This is a genomic window from Candidatus Sulfotelmatobacter sp., assembly GCA_035498555.1.
Taxonomy (GTDB): Bacteria; Eisenbacteria; RBG-16-71-46; order RBG-16-71-46; family RBG-16-71-46; genus DATKAB01.
On sequence record DATKAB010000053.1, the window covers coordinates 1 to 17,770 of the forward strand.

General features: G+C 69.9%; 19 protein-coding genes. All 19 read left to right on the forward strand.

The window, feature by feature from the left end:
• Positions 1-223: 223 nt before the first annotated feature.
• Positions 224-1,936 carry a single-stranded-DNA-specific exonuclease RecJ gene (recJ, locus tag VMJ70_04525; GenBank protein ID HTO90373.1) on the forward strand — a complete coding sequence of 571 codons (1,713 nt, stop codon included), beginning with the start codon at positions 224-226 and terminating at the stop codon, positions 1,934-1,936.
• Positions 1,933-4,125: a bifunctional (p)ppGpp synthetase/guanosine-3',5'-bis(diphosphate) 3'-pyrophosphohydrolase gene (locus VMJ70_04530; GenBank protein ID HTO90374.1), complete on the forward strand. Its 2,193-nt coding sequence runs from the start codon at positions 1,933-1,935 to the stop codon at positions 4,123-4,125. The genes recJ and VMJ70_04530 overlap by 4 nt, the downstream gene beginning before the upstream one ends.
• Positions 4,122-4,583, forward strand: coding sequence for a D-aminoacyl-tRNA deacylase (dtd, locus tag VMJ70_04535; GenBank protein ID HTO90375.1), 462 nt, complete (start codon positions 4,122-4,124; stop codon positions 4,581-4,583). Before VMJ70_04530 ends, dtd begins: the two co-directional genes overlap by 4 nt.
• Positions 4,580-5,173, forward strand: a complete 594-nt coding sequence (locus VMJ70_04540; protein HTO90376.1) for a Maf family protein — start codon at positions 4,580-4,582, stop codon at positions 5,171-5,173. Before dtd ends, VMJ70_04540 begins: the two co-directional genes overlap by 4 nt.
• Before the next feature lie 160 nt (positions 5,174-5,333).
• Positions 5,334-5,768 (forward strand): 50S ribosomal protein L13, encoded by a 435-nt coding sequence (gene rplM / locus VMJ70_04545; protein ID HTO90377.1) that lies wholly within the window; start codon positions 5,334-5,336, stop codon positions 5,766-5,768.
• Positions 5,769-5,779: 11 nt separating this feature from the next.
• Complete coding sequence (gene rpsI / locus VMJ70_04550; GenBank protein HTO90378.1) at positions 5,780-6,178, forward strand: 30S ribosomal protein S9; 399 nt, start codon at positions 5,780-5,782, stop codon at positions 6,176-6,178.
• Between the two features lie 139 nt (positions 6,179-6,317).
• Positions 6,318-7,070, forward strand: coding sequence for a 30S ribosomal protein S2 (gene rpsB / locus VMJ70_04555; protein HTO90379.1), 753 nt, complete (start codon positions 6,318-6,320; stop codon positions 7,068-7,070).
• Positions 7,071-7,152: 82 nt separating this feature from the next.
• Positions 7,153-7,746, forward strand: coding sequence for a translation elongation factor Ts (gene tsf / locus VMJ70_04560; GenBank protein HTO90380.1), 594 nt, complete (start codon positions 7,153-7,155; stop codon positions 7,744-7,746).
• A 7-nt stretch (positions 7,747-7,753) separates the two neighbouring features.
• Positions 7,754-8,467 carry a UMP kinase gene (gene pyrH, locus VMJ70_04565; protein HTO90381.1) on the forward strand — a complete coding sequence of 238 codons (714 nt, stop codon included), beginning with the start codon at positions 7,754-7,756 and terminating at the stop codon, positions 8,465-8,467.
• Positions 8,464-9,027, forward strand: coding sequence for a ribosome recycling factor (frr, locus tag VMJ70_04570; GenBank protein HTO90382.1), 564 nt, complete (start codon positions 8,464-8,466; stop codon positions 9,025-9,027). Before pyrH ends, frr begins: the two co-directional genes overlap by 4 nt.
• Positions 9,028-9,113: 86 nt before the next feature.
• Positions 9,114-9,857, forward strand: a complete 744-nt coding sequence (locus VMJ70_04575) for an isoprenyl transferase (protein HTO90383.1) — start codon at positions 9,114-9,116, stop codon at positions 9,855-9,857.
• A complete protein-coding gene (locus VMJ70_04580; protein HTO90384.1) occupies positions 9,854-10,747 on the forward strand; it encodes a phosphatidate cytidylyltransferase in 894 nt (297 codons plus the stop codon). The genes VMJ70_04575 and VMJ70_04580 overlap by 4 nt, the downstream gene beginning before the upstream one ends.
• The gene (dxr, locus tag VMJ70_04585; GenBank protein HTO90385.1) at positions 10,744-11,910 is read left to right on the forward strand and encodes a 1-deoxy-D-xylulose-5-phosphate reductoisomerase; all 1,167 of its coding nucleotides are present in this window, start codon (positions 10,744-10,746) and stop codon (positions 11,908-11,910) included. The genes VMJ70_04580 and dxr overlap by 4 nt, the downstream gene beginning before the upstream one ends.
• On the forward strand, positions 11,907-12,317 hold the full coding sequence (locus VMJ70_04590; protein ID HTO90386.1) for a hypothetical protein: 411 nt from the start codon (positions 11,907-11,909) through the stop codon (positions 12,315-12,317). The genes dxr and VMJ70_04590 overlap by 4 nt, the downstream gene beginning before the upstream one ends.
• Positions 12,314-13,354 carry a glycosyltransferase family 9 protein gene (locus VMJ70_04595; GenBank protein ID HTO90387.1) on the forward strand — a complete coding sequence of 347 codons (1,041 nt, stop codon included), beginning with the start codon at positions 12,314-12,316 and terminating at the stop codon, positions 13,352-13,354. Before VMJ70_04590 ends, VMJ70_04595 begins: the two co-directional genes overlap by 4 nt.
• Positions 13,311-14,078 carry a glycosyltransferase family 2 protein gene (locus VMJ70_04600; GenBank protein HTO90388.1) on the forward strand — a complete coding sequence of 256 codons (768 nt, stop codon included), beginning with the start codon at positions 13,311-13,313 and terminating at the stop codon, positions 14,076-14,078. The genes VMJ70_04595 and VMJ70_04600 overlap by 44 nt, the downstream gene beginning before the upstream one ends.
• On the forward strand, positions 14,075-15,139 hold the full coding sequence (locus VMJ70_04605) for a glycosyltransferase (protein ID HTO90389.1): 1,065 nt from the start codon (positions 14,075-14,077) through the stop codon (positions 15,137-15,139). Before VMJ70_04600 ends, VMJ70_04605 begins: the two co-directional genes overlap by 4 nt.
• Positions 15,136-16,239 carry a glycosyltransferase gene (locus tag VMJ70_04610; protein ID HTO90390.1) on the forward strand — a complete coding sequence of 368 codons (1,104 nt, stop codon included), beginning with the start codon at positions 15,136-15,138 and terminating at the stop codon, positions 16,237-16,239. The genes VMJ70_04605 and VMJ70_04610 overlap by 4 nt, the downstream gene beginning before the upstream one ends.
• A gap of 132 nt (positions 16,240-16,371) precedes the next feature.
• Positions 16,372-17,751, forward strand: coding sequence for an RIP metalloprotease RseP (gene rseP / locus VMJ70_04615; GenBank protein HTO90391.1), 1,380 nt, complete (start codon positions 16,372-16,374; stop codon positions 17,749-17,751).
• The last annotated feature ends 19 nt before the right edge of the window (positions 17,752-17,770 follow it).

Here is a 17,770-nt window from a genome sequence, read left to right on the forward strand (position 1 = left end):
CCAGCGCCAGCCGATCCCGCTAGTGCGGTGGTGGCAACAGGATGGGTTGGGGCAGAATGGGGGCGAGAAGCGACCCGCTGGCGACATGCAGGGTCAGTCCCTGCACGTCCTGCACCATCACCAATCTTCGGAGCATGACCCAAGTCTTGCTTCACCCTGGGGCCGCTGTTAGCGTGGCCAATCACGTGTCCCCCACTCCATACCCCTTCCCCCGGGGAGAATCGTGATCATTCCCACCCAGGTGCCTCAATGGGTTCACCATCCGCGCCGTGATCCCGAGCGGGCGGCGGGCCTGGCGCGCGCCCTCGGCGCGCCGCTACCGGTGGGGCACGCTCTCGTGCACCGCGGGGTTTCCGATCTCGAGGACGCGCGCCGCTTCCTCGACCCGGCGCTCGAGGACCTGCACGATCCGCTTCAGCTTCTCGACCTCGAGCTGGCGGTGCAGCGCATTCGCGCCGCGCTCGACAACGAGGAGCCGATTCTGATCCACGGCGACTACGATGTGGATGGCATCACCTCGACTTTTCTCCTCTTTTCCGTGCTTCGCGAGCTGGGCGGGCGCGTCGAATGCCGGATTCCGCACCGCACCCGCGACGGCTACGGGCTCTCGCTCGGCGCGATCGATGAAGCCGAGCGGCGCGGCTGCCGGCTGATCGTCACGGTCGACTGCGGGATTACCGCCGTCGAGCCGGTGCGCGTGGCGCGCGAGCGCGGCATCGAGACGGTGATCATCGATCACCACGAAGTCCCCGCGGCGCTGCCCGAAGCCGCGGCGGTCGTGAATCCGCTGCGCCGCGGCTGTCCCTACCCGTTCAAGCCTCTGGCCGGCGTGGGCGTCACCTTCAAGCTGGTCGAGGCGCTGCTGCGCCGGCGCGGCGGGCTCGATCGCGCGCGAGACTTTCTCGACGTGGTGGCGCTCGGAACGATTGCCGACGTGGTGCCGCTGGTCGGAGAGAATCGCGTGCTGGCGCGCCTCGGCCTCGAGCGCCTCAATCAGTCGCCGCGGCTCGGGCTGAGGGCGCTCATCGAGGTGGCGGGACTGGCCGGCCGTCGCATCAGCAGCGGACAGGTGGCGTTCGTGCTGGCGCCGCGCATCAATGCCGCCGGCCGCATGGGCAACGCCGAGCAGGGGCTACGCCTGCTGCTGGCGCGCGAACCGGGCGAGGCGCGCGTTTGCGCCGAGAGCCTCGAAGAAGACAACGACACGCGCCGCCGGTACGACGAAGCCGCGCTGCTCGAAGCCTCGCAGCGAGTCGAGAGCGAGCTCGACTGGCCCAATTGCTCGTCGATCCTGCTGTGGTCCGAGCAGTGGCATCCCGGGGTGATCGGGATCGTCGCGTCCCGCCTGGTGGAACGCTATCAGCGGCCGACCATCCTGGTGGCGGTGGACGGGGATCGCGGGCGCGGTTCGGGACGGAGTCTGCCCGGTCTCGATCTCAACCATCTCCTGAGTCGCTGCGCGGATCTGCTGGAGGGCTACGGCGGCCACGCCTTCGCTGCCGGTCTGACGGTGCGCCGCGATCGGCTGCCCGAGCTGCGCCAGCGCATCGAGGCCCTGGCGCGCGAGACGCTCGCCCCCGAGGATTGTGTCCCGCGCCTCACACTCGACGCCGAGGTCCGGCTCGCCGAGTGCGACTTCGAGCTGATCGAATGGCTCGAGCGACTGTCGCCGCACGGGCTCGACAATCCCGAGCCGGTGTTGTGCTCCCGCGGACTCGCCGTGGCGCAGGTCGGCACGGTGGGCGGCGGCAAGCACCTGCGGCTGACGGTGCGCGATGCCTCCGATTCGGTCGAGGCGATCGGGTTCGGCATGGGGGCGCGCGCCGTGGAGCTGACGCGCGGTGGCGGGGTGGACCTGGCGTTCGTTCCCACTCGCAACGAATGGATGGGCCAGGCCCGCGTTCAGTTGAAGCTCAAGGGAATGCAGCCGGCATGAGCGGGGAGAGCGGCCATCCCGAGCTGCGCGCCGCCCTGCTGGCGGCACTCGATGAGCGGGCGGCCCGAGTGGATCGCGATCGCGTCGCGGCCTGCTTCGATTTCGCGGCCGCCGCCCATGGCGATCAGAAACGCGAGTCCGGCGAGCCGTTCGTCACCCATCTGGTGGCGGTGGCGCTGATCCTGGTCGAGCTGCTGGAGAACCGACTCGATACCCCGCTGGTATGTGGAGCGCTGCTCCACGACGTGGTCGAAGACACTCCGGTCACGCTGGACGAGGTGGAGAAGCGCTTCGGACGCGAGATCGCTTCCCTGGTCGAGGGGGTCACCAAGCTCCATCGGCTGCACTTCGACAGCCGCGAAGCGGCGCAGGCCGAGAACTTCCGGCGGATGCTGTTGTCGATGGCGCGCGATCTGCGCGTGGTGTTCATCAAGCTCGCCGATCGTTTGCACAACATGCGCACGCTCGAGCACCTGCCGCCCGAGCGCTCCCATCGCATCGCGGAGGAGAGCCGCGACATCTACGCGCCGCTCGCCCACCGGCTGGGCATGGCCGGCATTAAGCGCGAGCTCGAGGACTTGAGCCTCAAGGTGCTCGATCCCGAAGCCTATCGCGAGATCGCGCAGCGGGTGGCCGCGCGGCGCGAGGAGCGCGAGGCTTTCCTCGCCCGGGTGCGCGAGAAGCTCGGCGAGGGCCTGAAGGCTGCCGGCATCAAGGCCGAAGTGGTCGGACGGCCCAAACACTTCTACTCGATCTACTCGAAACTGCGCGGCGGACGCGACTTCGAGAGCATTTACGACCTGTTCGGCGTGCGCGTCATCACCCACACCCGCAACGATTGCTATCGCGCGCTCGGGGTGGTGCACGACCTGTTCACGCCGGTCGCCGACCGGTTCAAGGACTACATCGCCACCCCCAAGAGCAACATGTACCAGTCGCTGCACACCACCATCCTCTCCGAGAAGGGCGAGCTGGTGGAGGTGCAGATCCGCACCCGGGAGATGCACCGCACCGCCGAGACCGGCATCGCCGCCCACTACGTCTACAAGGAGGGCGGGCGGGTCGACGAAGAGCTCGACGCGCGTCTCGGCGGCTTCGTGGCGCAGACCGCCGACTGGCAGCGCACCGCCAGCGACGACGAGTACATGGACTTCCTGCGCACCGCGCTCTATCAGGAAGAGGTGTTCGTCTACACCCCGCGGCGGGAATTGAAGCGCCTGGCCAAGGGCGCCACACCGCTCGATTTCGCCTACCAGATCCACACCCAGGTGGGCGAGCACACGGTCGGCGCTCGCGTGAACGGCGAGCTGGTCCCGCTGCGTTACGAGCTTCGCAACGGCGACACCGTCGAGATCATCACCTCGCCGCACGCGCGCCCTCACGAGGACTGGCTGCAGGTGGTGCGCACCACCGGCGCCCGCAGCAAGATCCGGCACTGGCTGCGCCAGCAGCGTCACGAGGACAGCGTCACACTCGGCCGCGAGATGCTCGAGCGCGAGCTGAAGCGCGTGCGCCACGAGCCGGGGCCCGCGGCGCTGGCCGAGATCGCGGCTGCGCTGGGCTGCGCCGACGTGGATCAGCTCTACGCCCGCATCGCCGAGGGACAGATCTCGCTCACCCAGGTGCTGCGCCGGCTGGCGCCCGAGAAGGAGGGTTTCGCGGAGCGGCTGGCCAAGCCGCTCGAGGCACTCGGACTCGGTCGGCGTCCGGCGGGCGGCGTGCGCATTCACGGCATCGACAACGTCATGATCCATTTCGCGCGCTGCTGCCAGCCGGTGCCGGGGGATCGCGTCATCGGCATCGTCTCGGTGGGCCGTGGCGTCACCGTGCACCGGCAGGACTGCCCGAACACCTTCGCGGGCCGGGTCGCGCCCGAGCGCCGGGTGCCCGTGGAGTGGGACGCCGGGCTCAACGACACGTTTCCGGTGCGGCTGGTGGTCTACGGACAGGACCGCACTTCGCTGCTCGCCGACATCGCCAGGACCATCGCCACGGTCGGCGTCAACATCCGCCAGGCCGGCATGGCCAGCGAGGATCGTACGGCGCGCGGAGTCTTCGTGGTCGAGGTGCCGAACCTCTCGCGTCTTCAGGACCTGATCTCGGCGATCCGGAAGGTCAAGGGCGTGACGCGGGTCGAGAGGCGCCAGCGTGTGTTGCGCCCGCCGCGGGCCGGCGGCGAGGTGGCGTGAGGGCGCTGGTGCAGCGCGTGAGTCGCGCGCGCGTCACGGTGGACGGCCGGGAGAGCGGCGCGATCGAACGCGGGTTGCTGGTGTTCGCCGGCGTCACCCATCGCGACGCCGCGGCCGACGCCGACTGGATGGCGGTCCGCCTCGCGGGACTGCGCGTCTTTCCCGACGGCGAGCAGCCCATGCACCTCGACGTGCGCCAGGTGAACGGCGCGGCGCTGGTGGTGCCGCAGTTCACGCTCTACGCCGACGCGCGCCGCGGCCGCCGCCCGGACTTCACCGCCGCAGCCCGGCCCGAACAGGCGGCGCCATTGATCGAGAGACTGTGTACCTCGCTGGCGGGCGAGGGGGTTCGGGTCGAACGTGGCATCTTCCAGGCGCACATGCGGGTCGAGCTCGAGAACGATGGCCCGGTGACGTTGATGATCGAATCGCCCGAGCGGGCGGAGCCGAAGCCATGAAAGGCAGGACCCCTTCGCTGTTCTGGAGAGGGCGCCGGCCCCTGGTGCTGGCATCGGCCTCGCCCCGGCGCGTGGCCCTGCTGCGCCAGGTCGGCGCGAGCTTCACGGTGGTGGACCCCGGGCCCGATCGGGTCTGGCCGGGCGACGCCGAACCGCGCCACGGTGTGCGCGCGCTCGCGATCGACAAGGCGCGCCGGGTGGCGGTGCGCCGTCCCGATAGCGTGGTGATCGGCGCCGACACGGTGGTGGTGGCGCGCGGCGTGCGGCTCGGCAAGCCCGCCCACCGGCACGAAGCCATCCAGATGCTGTCACGGCTGCAGGGTCGCACCCACGAAGTGTGGACCGGGCTCGCGGTGGTCTCGGGGCGCGACGAGCGGACCGCGGCCGAGTGCACTCGGGTCCAGTTCGCGCGCCTCACGGCCGAAGAGATCGAGAGCTACGTGCGCGCCGGCGAGCCCCTCGACAAGGCCGGCGCGTACGGCATCCAGGGACAGGGCGGCATGTTCGTGCGGCGCATCGAGGGCGATTACTCGAACGTGGTGGGCCTGCCGCTCGCCCGGCTGCGTGCCGTGCTGGAGGAGTTCGAGTAGCTTCACCCGCGCGCCGCTCGCGCGCGGGCCGGCGCTTGACACCCCGAAAAGCAGGTTGATAGTCTCCGTCGCTTCGCTCGATGGAGGATGACGCCCGCCCGCCGCGCCGGCAGCACCTGGCGCCCCGCCGGCGAGGCCTTTCCGAGGCTGGGAGGAGTTCATGAAGACGTATTCGGCGCGTGAGGCCGACATTCAGCGGCAGTGGCTGGTGGTGGATGCCGCGGGTCAGCCGCTCGGGCGCCTCGCGTCCCAGGTGGCGATGGTGCTGCGGGGCAAGCACAAGCCCATCTACACCCCGCATGTCGACACCGGTGACCACGTGGTGATCATCAACGCCGCGAAGGTCGGGTTGAGCGGGCGGAAGGGACAGGACAAGAAGTACTTCCATCACACCATGTATCCGGGCGGGGCGACCTGGACCTCGATCGTGGAAATGATGGAGAAACATCCGGAGCGCGTCGTCGAGCGGGCCGTGCGCGGGATGGTGCCGCGCAATCGGCTCGGCCGCGCCATGATGAGGAAGCTCAAGGTCTACGCGGGCGCGGAACACCCCCACGCGGCGCAGCAGCCGGTGGCCTGGGTGCCGCGCGGTTAGGAGAGGAGCCGATGGCATTGGTGACGAGCGCCGCACCCCGCACCGGACGCCGGAAGGAAGCGGTGGCGAGGGTCCGGCTCCTGCCGGGCATGGGCAAGCACACCATCAACGACCGCACCCCGCTGGAGTACCTGAAGCGGGAGTCGCTGGTGCAGTCCGCGCTTCACGCGCTGACCCTTTCCAACCTGGCCGGCAAGTACAACGTGGTCGCGCGCGTGCGCGGTGGCGGGCTGACGGGTCAGGCGGGAGCGTTGCGCCTGGCGATCGCCCGGGCGCTGGTGCGCGAGGACGAGACGCTCAAGGGCATGCTCGGCCGCGAAGGGCTGTTGACCCGCGACCCGCGCATGAAGGAGCGCAAGAAGTACGGCCGCCCCGGAGCGCGCAAGCGGTTCCAGTTCAGCAAGCGCTAGAGAAGTCGCAGCAGCCAACTCAATCACTCACGCTCCGGATCCGACGCCGGGGTCCCTCGACCAGGGTAGAGGCGTCGATGTCCAGGGATCGGAGCGGAGGTCACAACCCCATCGGAGGCTCGCAGTGTCGGATATTGGAATGAAGGATCTGCTCGAAGCGGGAGTTCACTTCGGGCACCAGACGCGACGCTGGAATCCGCAGATGAAGAAATTCATCTTCATGGAGCGGAACGGCATCTACATCATCGATCTGCAGAAGACCCTCAAGTGCCTGCAGGACGCGCGCGCCACCATCGAACGCGTGGTGCGCGGCGGCGGTCACATCCTGTTCGTGGGGACCAAGAAGCAGGCCAAGCAGATCGTGGTCGAGGAATCGCAGCGCTGCGGCATGTACTCGGTGACCGAGCGCTGGCTGGGCGGGATGCTCACCAACTTCAAGACCATCCGCACCAGCATCAAGCGGCTGCACGACCTCGACAAGATGGCCGAGGACGGTACCTTCGAGAAGCTCGCCAAGAAGGAAGTGTCGCGGCTGTCCCGGGAGCGTGCCCGCCTGCAATTCGCCTTCGCCGGGATCAAGGAGATGCCCGGATTGCCGGCGCTGGTGTTCGTGATCGACACCAAGAAGGAGAAGATCGCGGTCAGCGAGGCGAGCCGCCTCGGCATCCCGATCGTCGGGGTCGTGGACACCAACTGTGATCCCTCGCCGATTCACTATCCGCTCCCCGGAAACGACGACGCCATCCGCTCGATTCGCCTCTTCGCCAAGATGGTGGCCGACACGGTGATCGAATCGCGCGCGTTCGCAAAGGAAGGTTCGGATCAGGAGACGGTCTCGTTCGGCGGCGACGCGACCGAAGCCGAAGGCGAGACCTCGGCCGCAGCCGTCTGACGCCCGTCACCCAACGACTCGAGATCCAGCGCCCGCCCGCGCGCCGAGCGCCGGCGGGCGTTCCAACACGCGGAGGAAACCGGTGGTCACAGCCGACAAGGTGAAGGAGCTCCGGGAACGGACCGGAGCCGGCATGATGGAATGCAAGAAGGCGCTGGTCGAAGCCGACGGCAACTTCGACGCCGCCGTCGAGGCGCTGCGTAAGAGCGGGATCGCCAGGGCCGAGAAGCGCGCCGAGCGCGCCGCCACCGAAGGCCTGGTCGAGTCCTACATTCACCCCGGCAATCGCGTCGGCGTCCTGATCGAGGTCAATTGCGAGACCGACTTCGTGGCTCGCACCCCCGAGTTCGCCGAGCTGGTGCGCAACCTGGCCATGCAGGTGGCGGCGGCCGGCGCCGAGTACGTGCGGCGCGAGGATGTGCCCTCGGATCGCATCGAGCGCGAGCGCCGCATCTACGCGGGCCAGCTCGAGGGCCAGGGCAAGCCGGCGCAGATCGTCGAGAAGATCGTCGAAGGCAAGCTTGGCAAGTTCTTCGAGGAGGTCTGCCTGCTCGACCAGCCCTACATCCGCGACGACAAGCAGAAGGTCGGCGATCTCGTGCGCGGGGCGTCCTCGAAGACCGGCGAGAACATCGTGGTCCGCCGCTTCTCGCGTTTCCGGCTCGGACAGGACTGATCCCGGGATGGCGCGCTTCCAGCGCATCCTGCTCAAGCTGAGCGGGGAGATTCTCGCCGGACCCGCCGGGCACGGCATCGACGAGACCGTCATGGCCGCGCTCGCCGACGAGATTCGCGACGTGCACGCGCTGGGCGTGCAGGTCGGCATCGTGACCGGCGGTGGCAACATCTTCCGGGGACTGGCCGCCAGCACCCGCGGCATGGACCGGGTGGGCGCCGACTACATGGGCATGCTGGCGACGGTCATTAACGGCCTCGCCCTGCAGCACGCGCTCGAGCATCGCGGGCTCTACACGCGCGTGATGTCGGCGATCGAGATGGCCCGCGTGTGCGAGCCCTACATCCGGCGCCGCGCGGTGCGCCATCTCGAGAAGGGCCGCATCGTGGTGCTGGCGGCCGGAACCGGTAATCCCTATTTCACCACCGACACCGCCGCCGCGCTGCGGGCGATCGAGGTCGGCGCGGACGTGATCCTCAAGGCCACGCGGGTGGACGGCGTCTACAGCGGCGACCCCGAAAAAGAGCCGACCGCCACCTTCTTCCCTCGCATCAGCTACCTCGATATCCTGACACGCGGACTCAAGGTCATGGACTCGACCGCGATTTCTTTGTGCATGGACAATCGTCTGCCGTTGATCGTCTTCAACGTGGGAACCCGCGGCAACCTGCTGCGCGTGGTGCAGGGGGAGCCGGTGGGCACCGAGGTGGGGGCAACATGAGCGTTCCAAGCCGCCTGGTACACGATGCCGAAGAGCGCATGAAGAAGTCGCTCGAGGCGACGCGCAAGGAGTTCTCCGCGATTCGGAGCGGCAAGGCGACCCCGGCGCTGCTCGACACCGTGAGGGTGGAAGCGTACGGAAACGAGGTGCCGATCAAGGAAGTCGCGAGCGTCAGCGCGCCCGAGGCACGGCTGCTGGTGGTGCAGCCCTGGGACAAGTCGCTGATCAAGGCGGTGGTGCGCGGGATCCAGCAGTCCGAGCTCGGGCTCAATCCGGTGGACGACGGCACGGTGGTGCGAGTCCCGCTTCCCACGCTCACCGAGGAGCGCCGCAAGGATCTGGTGAAGCTGGTCGGCAAGCTCGCCGAGGAGGGCCGCGTTCACGTGCGCCAGATCCGGCACGATCTCATCAAGGAAGTGCACGCGCAGCAGAAGGGCCACCAGCTGTCGGAGGACGAAGCCAAACGCCACGAGACCGAGGCGCAGAAGCTGACCGATCGTTACATCGCGCAGATCGAGGAGCTGCTCAAGAAGAAGACCGCCGAAGTCCTGGAGGTCTGATCGCTCCGCGCGGCGCGGGCGGCGCGGAGCTCGCGCCCCGCGCGAACCCGGCGCCGTCCGATCGGCCGCGTGACGAGGGAGGAGCGGTGTCCGCGCGTACCCCCACGCCCGAAGAGCTTCGCGACAGCGGCGAGCTGCCGCGTCACATCGCCATCATCATGGATGGGAACGGACGCTGGGCGAAGGCGCGCGGCGTTCCGCGCTTGATGGGGCATCGGGCCGGCCGAGAATCGGTGCGCGAGGCGGTCAAGGGCTGCGTCGAGCTGGGCGTCGACGTGCTGACGCTCTACACCTTCTCGATCGAGAACTGGAATCGACCGCCCCGGGAGATCTCGGCGCTGATGGCGATCCTGCGGCAGACGCTGCGCGCCGAGCGCAAAGAGCTCAAGTCCAACAACGTCCGCCTGCAGATCATCGGGCGCGCCGCCGACCTGCCGGGACCGGTGCGCGACGCGATCGAAGAGACCCAGGCCTATCTCTCGGGCTCGACCGGCCTGCTCCTCAACCTCGCGCTGTCCTACAGCGGGCGCGCCGAGATGGTGGACGCGGTGCGCCGAATCCTGCGCGAGCAGCATCGAAGCGGCATCAGCCCGGCCCGGGTCGACGAGGAGTTCATCGCTCGACATCTCTACACTTCGGGGCAACCCGACCCCGATCTGCTGATCCGGACCAGCGGCGAAATGCGTCTCTCGAACTTCATGCTCTGGCAGCTCGCCTACACCGAGCTGTGGATCACCGACACGCTGTGGCCCGACTTCCGGCGGCGCCATCTCTATCAGGCGGTCGCCGACTATCAGCGGCGCGAGCGCCGATTCGGGCGCGTGGATTGAACGCCACCGCCCCGGCGACGCCGCAGGCACCGGCCGACCCGGCGCCGAAGTCCTCCGGCTGGTCGCTTCGTCTCCGCATCGCCAGCGGCCTCCTGTTCGTGCCGCTGCTGATCCTGCTGGCGCGGGCGGGCGGGCTTGCCTTCACCAGCTTCGTGGCGCTTCAGAACATCCTGGGCCTGCGCGAGTTCTTCCGCATGATGCGCGCCAAGCGCCTCGAGCCGAACGTGACGCTGGGCATCACTGCCGGCGCGCTGATGCCGTTCGTCTGCTATCGCCCGCACTGGATCCCGGGGGACTTGCTGGTGGCGGGACTGGTGATGCTGCAACTGGCGCTCGGGCTGCGGCGGCCCAATCGCGAGCGCCTGGTCGAGGGCATGGCGGTCACCATGTTCGGCTTGCTCTACGTGGGCTGGCTCGCCTCGCATCTGGTGCTGCTGCGGGAGCTGCCGTGGATCGCGGGACTCGACTACGCGAGCGGCTGGAGGTTCGTGCTGCTGGCCTTCTTCGTCACCTGGAGCTGCGACACCGGCGCCTACGCGTTCGGCCGGATGTTCGGCCGGATTCGGCCGTGGGCTCAGATCTCGCCCCGCAAGTCGCTGGAAGGTTCGCTCGGGGGCCTCGGCACCGCGCTGATCGCCGCGTTCATCGCGCGTGCGTGGTTCGCTCCGTTCCTGTCGATTCGCGACGCCGCGGTGCTCGGACTGCTGGTCGGGATCTGCGGTCAGGTCGGTGACCTGGTGGAATCGCTGCTCAAGCGCGACGCGAGCCACGGGGACTCCTCCGACATCATTCCCGGGCACGGCGGGATCCTCGATCGCTTCGACAGTCTGTATTTCGCGGCGCCGCTGATTTACTACTACCTGCGCATGGTGGTGTTCCGGGTGCCATGAGCGCATCGCCCGCATCGGCGCGCGTGACCGTGCTGGGCGCCACCGGTTCGATCGGCCGGCAGGCGCTCGAGGTCATCGCGCATCATCGCGATCGTCTGATGGCGGTCGGGCTTTCCGCCGGCGCCGATCTCGAGGGTTTGATCGCGCTGGCCCGCACCGTTCGCCCCGAAGCGCTGGCGCTGGAGCGGAGCACGGATGAATCCGCGGCACGGGCGGCGCTGCGCGCGGCCGCGCCGCAGGCCGAGGTGCGGGTGGGCGCCGGTTCGGCGGAGTGGCTGGCGGCCTCATCCGGCGCCGCGGTCATCGTCAACGGCATCGTCGGCTCGGCCGGCCTCGGCGCCTCGCTCGCCGCGCTCGGGACCGGCGCGCGCCTCGCGCTCGCCAACAAGGAATCGCTGGTGGTCGGGGGCGCGCTGGTGCGGCGCGCACTGCAGGTCGGGGGTGAACTGGTGCCGGTCGACAGCGAGCACAGCGCCGCGTTGCAGTGCCTGTGCGGGCGCCCGCCGGTCGAGGTCGAGCGCCTCGTCATCACGGCCTCGGGCGGCGCGTTGCGCGCGCATCCCGACTGGCGGCGTGCGAGCCGATCCGAAGTGCTGGCGCATCCGGTGTGGAAGATGGGACCGCGCATCACGGTGGATTCGGCGACGCTCTTCAACAAGGGGCTCGAGCTGATCGAGGCCCGCTGGCTGTTCGATCTCGACTGGCCGAAGCTCCAGGCGGTGCTGCATCCGCAGGCGCGCATTCACGCCATGGCGATCTTCCGCGACGGATCGAGCGTGGTGCAGGCGGCCTCGCCCGACATGCGCCTGCCGATTCAGCTGGCGCTCTCGTGGCCCGAACACTGGATCGGCGAGGTCGCGCCGCTGACACCCGAACGGCTCGCAGGGCTCGAGTTCGCCCCGATCCCGGACGGCCGCTTTCCCTGCTTCGATCTGGCCCGGCAGGCGGGCGAGGCCGGCGGCACCCTGCCCTGCGCGCTCAACGCCGCCGACGAGGTCGCGGTGGCGGCGTTCCTCGACGGCGCCCTGAGCCTCGGCCAGGTGCCCGAGTGCATCGCGCGCGTGCTCGATCAGCACCTCCGCGAGGAAGTCGAGTCGCTCGAGCAGCTCCGCTCGGTCGACCGCCGGGCGCGCGAGGCGGCGCGCGCCGCGGTGCCGGCATGACGGAACAGCGCGTGGTGACGCGCGAGCACATGCGGCTCGAGGCGGCCGCGGCCCGCCGGGCCGGCGAGCGCGTGACGCTGGTGGAAGGCGATTTCGATCTGCTGAGCCTCGCGGCCGCGCGCTTTCTCGCCGGCGCACGCGCGGCGGGCGGGCGGCTGCTGGTCGCGGTGAGCGGCGATCGGGCGAGTGCGGCGCGTCTCGGCCCGGGTCGGCCGCTGCTCTCGGCCGTCGAGCGCGCGCGATTGGTGGCCGGCCTGCGCGGCGTGGACCTGGTCGCGATCGACGACGATCCGGAATCGGGTGCGCTGGCGCGCGAACTGAATGCCGATCTCCGCCTCGAGGCGCCGGTCGAAGTCGAACGCGCGACGTTCGAGCGGGTGCTCACGGCGCGCCGAGCGGCGGAATGAGCGCCGGAATCCTGGCGATCCGGCCGCGCAACCTCGGCGACGTCGTGCTGCTGACGCCGGCGCTGCGGGCGCTCGGTCGCGGGCATTCCGATGCCGAGCTGCACGTGATTACGGATCCGCCGTTTGCGACGCTGGTCGCCGCTCAGCCTGGAGTCACCCGGGTCTGGACGACCCCGCGCTCCGCCGGCGAGACGCTCGGATTGCTGGCCCGCCTGCGAGCGCGCCGCTGGGATTGGGCGATCGATTTCTTCGGCAATCCGCGCACCGCGTTCCTGGCCGCCGCCTGCGGAGCGCGGCGGAGCGCGGGCTACGACCTGCGTGGGAGGGGACGCGCCTATCGGGTGAGGGTGCCGCGCGGCGCGGAACGCGGCGGCCACCGCGAGTACGCGGCCGCCACCCACGTGCGGCTGGCCGTCGCGGCCGGCGGCGTCGCGGACGGAGTCGTCCCCTCGCTGTCCCTCCCGGCGCACGCCAGAGCGAGCGCCATGCAGCTGCTCCAACATGCCGGAATCCGCGAGCCGCAGCGGGCAGTGGGCCTGGTGGCGGCCGGCAGCTGGCCGACCAAGACCTGGCCCGAGGCGCATGCCGCACTGCTGGCGCGGCTCCTGCGCGAGCGCGGCCGCGAGGTGTTGCTGCTCGCCGGTCCGGGCGAGGAGCGGGTGACACGGGCGATCACGTCGCTCGCGCCCGGGCTCGCGCTGCTGCCGCCCTGCGACGTGCCCGCGCTCGCCGCCGTGATCGAGCGGCTCGGCGCCGTGGTCGGAACCGACAGCGGCCCGCGGCATCTGGCGGTGGCGCTCGGTGTTCCCAGCTACTCCTGGTTCGGTCCGACCCATCCCGACAACTGGACGCCCGAAGATCCGCGCCACGGATACTGGCGATCGCCGCTGCCCTGTGCGGGCTGCGATCGCACGCGTTGCCCGCACTGGAACTGCCTGCCGGGGCTCGACCCCGCAGAAGCCGGCGAGCGCGTGCTCGTCCACCTGGAACGCCATGAGCGACACGCTTCCGATTTCCGTCCTGCTGCTGGCGCGTGACGAGGGGCCGGCGCTCGAAGCGCTGTTGCCCCGGCTGGCGTTCGCGCGCGAGGTGGTGGTGGTGTGGGACGCGAACGGCGATGCGGCGACGCGCGCGATCGCCGAGCGGCTGGGGGCCCGCGTCCATTCGCGCGCGCTCGACGGGTTCGGCGCGCAGCGGCGCTTCGCGCTCGAACACTGCCGGGAGCCCTGGGTGCTGTGGATCGATGCCGACGAGCTTCCGGCGCAACCCCCCGGACCCTTGCTCGCTCCGCTGATCGCGTCGCCCGATCTCGCCGGCGCGACGATCACGCGTCGCGGCTTCTTCCTGGGCCGGCGCATCCGCTACTGCGGCTGGCAGAGCGAGCGACTGGTGCGCCTGTTCCGCCGCGATCGAGCCCGGTTCGACGACGCCGCCGTCCACGAGCAGGTTCATGTCGAGGGCCGGATCGCGCGCTCCGAACTCGCGTTCGATCACCATTCCTACCGGTCCTGGGACGCCTGCGTGGACAAGCTGCGCCGCTACGCCGGCGCCGGCGCCGCGAAGGCCTGGCAGGAGGGCCGGCGCGCTGGTGCCCTCGACGTGGCGCTGCGACCGCCGCTGCGCTTCGCGCGCCAGTACTTGCTGCAGCTGGGCTTCCTGGACGGTGGCTACGGCGCGGTGTTGTGCGCGCTGGCGGCCGCGCAGGTCGCGCTCAAGTACGCGGAGCTGTGGGCGCGGACACGCGGTGTCCCGGTTCGATGAGGCGGGTCTGCTTCTTCGGCGCCTACGATCCCGCCTATCCGCGCAACCGCATTCTCCGCCAGGGCCTCACGCTCGAAGGCTACGAAGTCGGCGAGGCGCGAGTGCGCGAGACCCGCGCCTTCCGGCGCTGGCCGGCGCTCGCCGCACGCTTCTCCGCGGCGGCCCGCGGCGCGTCGGTGGTGCTGGTGCCGGAGTTCCGGCACAAGGACGTGCCGCTGGCGCGCGCGCTGTGCGGGCGGCGCGTGCTGGTGTTCGATCCGCTGGTCTCGCGTGTGGACACGCTGGTCGAGGACTGGCGACTCCATGCGCCGGGATCGGCCCAGGCGCGCTGGAACGCCTGGATCGATCGGATCGCACTGTCGCTCCCCGACCGGGTGCTGTGCGACACCTGGGCGCACGGGCGGCTCTTCGAAACGCTGGGGGCGCGTCGCGATCGGCTGCGGCGCGTGCTGGTGGGAGCGGAGGACGCGTTCTTCGCGGTGCCGCCCCGCGACATCGAGAGCGAGGTGCGCGTGCTGTATCTCGGGGGTTTCCTGCCGCTCCATGGCGTCGGGGTGCTGATCGACGCCCTGGCGCGACTCGAGCAGCGCCGCGATCTTCCCCCGTGGCGGGCAACGCTTGCCGGACGCGGCATCGAGTGGGAGCGGTCGCGGCAGTCGGCACGCGAGCGCGGCCTCGCTCGCGTCGAGTTCCCGGGCCCGGTGGACTACGCCGAGGCGCCGCGCTGGATGGCGGCCAGCGACGTGGTGCTGGGCGCGTTCGGAGCGGGAGAAAAGGCCGGACGTGTAATCCCTCACAAGGTCTACCAGGGACTGGCGGCGGGCCGGGCGGTGCTGACCGGAGCGGGTGAAGGGTTGAACGAGGTGTTCGAGCCGGGTGTTCACCTCGAGGCGGTGACGCGTGGTGATGCCGCGGCACTGGCCGGAGCGCTCGGCGAACTGATTGCCGATCGCGATCGCCGCGAGCTTCGCGCGCGAGCCGGCCGCGAGCGAGCGCTCGAGGTGGCGAGCCCGCGCCGCATCGGAGCGGAGCTCGCCGCCATCCTCGCCGAGCGGGAATGAAGGTCGCCCATCTCGACACCGGTCGGAGCTGGCGCGGCGGCCAGCAGCAGGTGCTGTTGCTGCTCGAGGGCCTGAGGGCGCGCGGAGTCGAGAGCCTGCTGCTCGCGCCGCCCGGGCCGTTGCTCGAGCGCGCGCACGCGGCGGCGTTCGAAGCGCGCGAATGGCGCTCGGCGGGCGAGTGGGATCTGGCGGCGGTGGTCACGGCGCGCCGGCACCTGAGCGAGTTTGCGCCCGATCTCGCCCACCTCCACAGCGCGCACGCCCATACCCTCGGAGTTCTGGCGGCCCGCTTCGCCGGAGGAATTCCTTCGGTGGTCTCGCGGCGAGTCGACTTCGCGGTGGCGACGACGCCCTGGAGCTGGCTCAAGTACCGGCTCCCGGTGGGTCGCTATTTCTGCATCAGCCGCGGGGTGATCGAGGTGATGAAGCGCGGCGGCGTGCCGGAGGAACGGCTGGCGCTGGTGCCGAGCGGGGTGCGCTTCGCGAGCGAGGACGAGGTGCGCGCCGCTCCGGATCTGCGCGCGGAGCTGGGCCTCGCGCGCGAGTCGCGGCTGATCGGCACGGTTGCGGCGCTCGCGCCACACAAGAACCACGCCGATCTGATGCGGGCCGCGGCGCGGGTCGTGGCCGAGCGCGCCGACGTGCATTTCGTCTGGCTCGGTGAAGGTGAATGCCGGCCGGAGCTGGAGGCCCAGCGCCGCGCACTGGGGCTCGAATCGCGCGTCCATCTGCTCGGCTTCCGGGCCGGAGCTCGCGCGTTCGTTCCCCAGTTCACCCTGTTCGCGCTGGCCTCCTATCTCGAAGGGCTCTGCACCTCGATCCTCGACGCTCAGTCGCTTGGAGTTCCGGTGATCGCCACTCGAACCGGGGGCATCCCGGACCTGATCGAGGACCGGGTGAACGGCCGGCTGGTTCCGGTGCGCGATCCCGCCGCGCTGGCCGCCGCCCTGCTCGAGGCCCTCGACCACCCGGATCGGCCGCTCGCCTGGGCCCGGGCGGCCATGAGCAGCGTGCTGGAATTCAGCGCCGACCGGATGGTGGAACGCTCGCTCGAGGAATATCGGCGGCTGATCGGCCCGGGGCAGCATCCCAAGCCCTAGAAACCGCGGTTTCGGCCTGCCGTTTGCCTCGGTCGGGTCGAGGAGGTACCGGAGCCCCTCCGGAGCCGTCCTTGACGCTCTCAAAGGCGCGGCGCTAGCCTGCCGAAGACCTTCTCATCCAAGGAGTTGAGCTTGCACTGGAATGCCATCGTGCCCGGCGTGGTGCTGCTCGGGCTGGTGATCTTCATCCACGAGCTGGGCCACTTCCTGGCCGCCAAGTGGCGCGGGGTCAAGGTCCTGCGCTTTTCACTGGGTTTTGGACCGGCGATGTTCGCCTTCACCATGGGCGAAACCGAGTACCGGATCTCCTGGTTTCCGCTCGGGGGCTACGTCCAGATGGCCGGCGACACTCCCGGTGAGCAGGGCGAGATGCCGAGCGGACCCGAGCAATATCTTTCGCATCCCTGGTACGGGCGAATCGTGATCGCCGCGGCCGGGCCGGCCGCCAATCTGGTCGGCGCCTTCCTGGTGCTGGTGATCACCGGGGTGGTGGGAGTCTCCTATCCGGATTATCCCAACCGCCTGGGCGCGACGCCCGACACCAGCTTCGCGTACCAGATGGGACTGCGCGAAGGCGACCAGATCGTCGCGGTCTCGGGCAAGCCCACCAGCAGCTGGGTCGCGATCTTCCTCACCAACTCGCGCATCGGCGGCAAGAATCCGGTGGTCCTCACCGCGCAGCGGGCCGGCAGTCATTTCGAGGTGCCGCTGACTCCCGCTCAGCGCGAGCCGCTTTTCTCGAGTCTGCATCGCCCCGAGGACCCGCCGGTGGTGGGCTCGGTGATGACCGGGATGCCCGCTTACAAGGCCGGCCTCCGCGATGGCGACCGGATTCTGGCGGTGAATGGGAAGCCGGTGAACGTCTGGGACGATCTGCCTGCGGCGCTGCACGGCCAGGTCGACAAGCAAGTGACGCTGCACGTGTCGCGCGGCGGTCAGGAGTTCGACGTGATGGTGAAGCCGATCAATGCCGACGGCGGATCGGGCGGGAACGGCGTGATCGGCATCGAGGCGCCCCGCCACGGCACCTATGTCGAGAAACATTCGCTGTGGGAGAGCATCCCACTCGGGTTCGGGGCGACGCTCGATCTGGTCCCGGCGGTGTATCGACAGATGTGGCTCACCATCAGCCGGCCCATCTACTACCGCGAGTACCTCGGTGGCCCGCTGTTCATCGCGCAGGCGGCCAGCGAGCAGGCGTCGCGCGGACTCGATTCCTGGCTGCAACTCCTGGCCTGGATCAGCGTGGCGATCATGGCTTTCAATCTGCTCCCGCTGCCGATCCTCGACGGGGGCCACATTCTGCTCGCACTGATCGAGGCGGTGCGGCGCCACGCCATCTCGGCAGCCACCTACCTGCGGTTTCAAAAGGTGGGCTTGCTGGTGGTCGGGGGGCTGTTCGTTTTCATTCTCGCCAACGACTTCAATCGGCTGATTCAGCGTCAGCGTGCGCTTGACCATGCTCCTCGCCCGGCTCCCCGGGAGAATACGGTTGCCCCCTCGCCGCCCTAGAGCATTCTTGCCGGCGCCG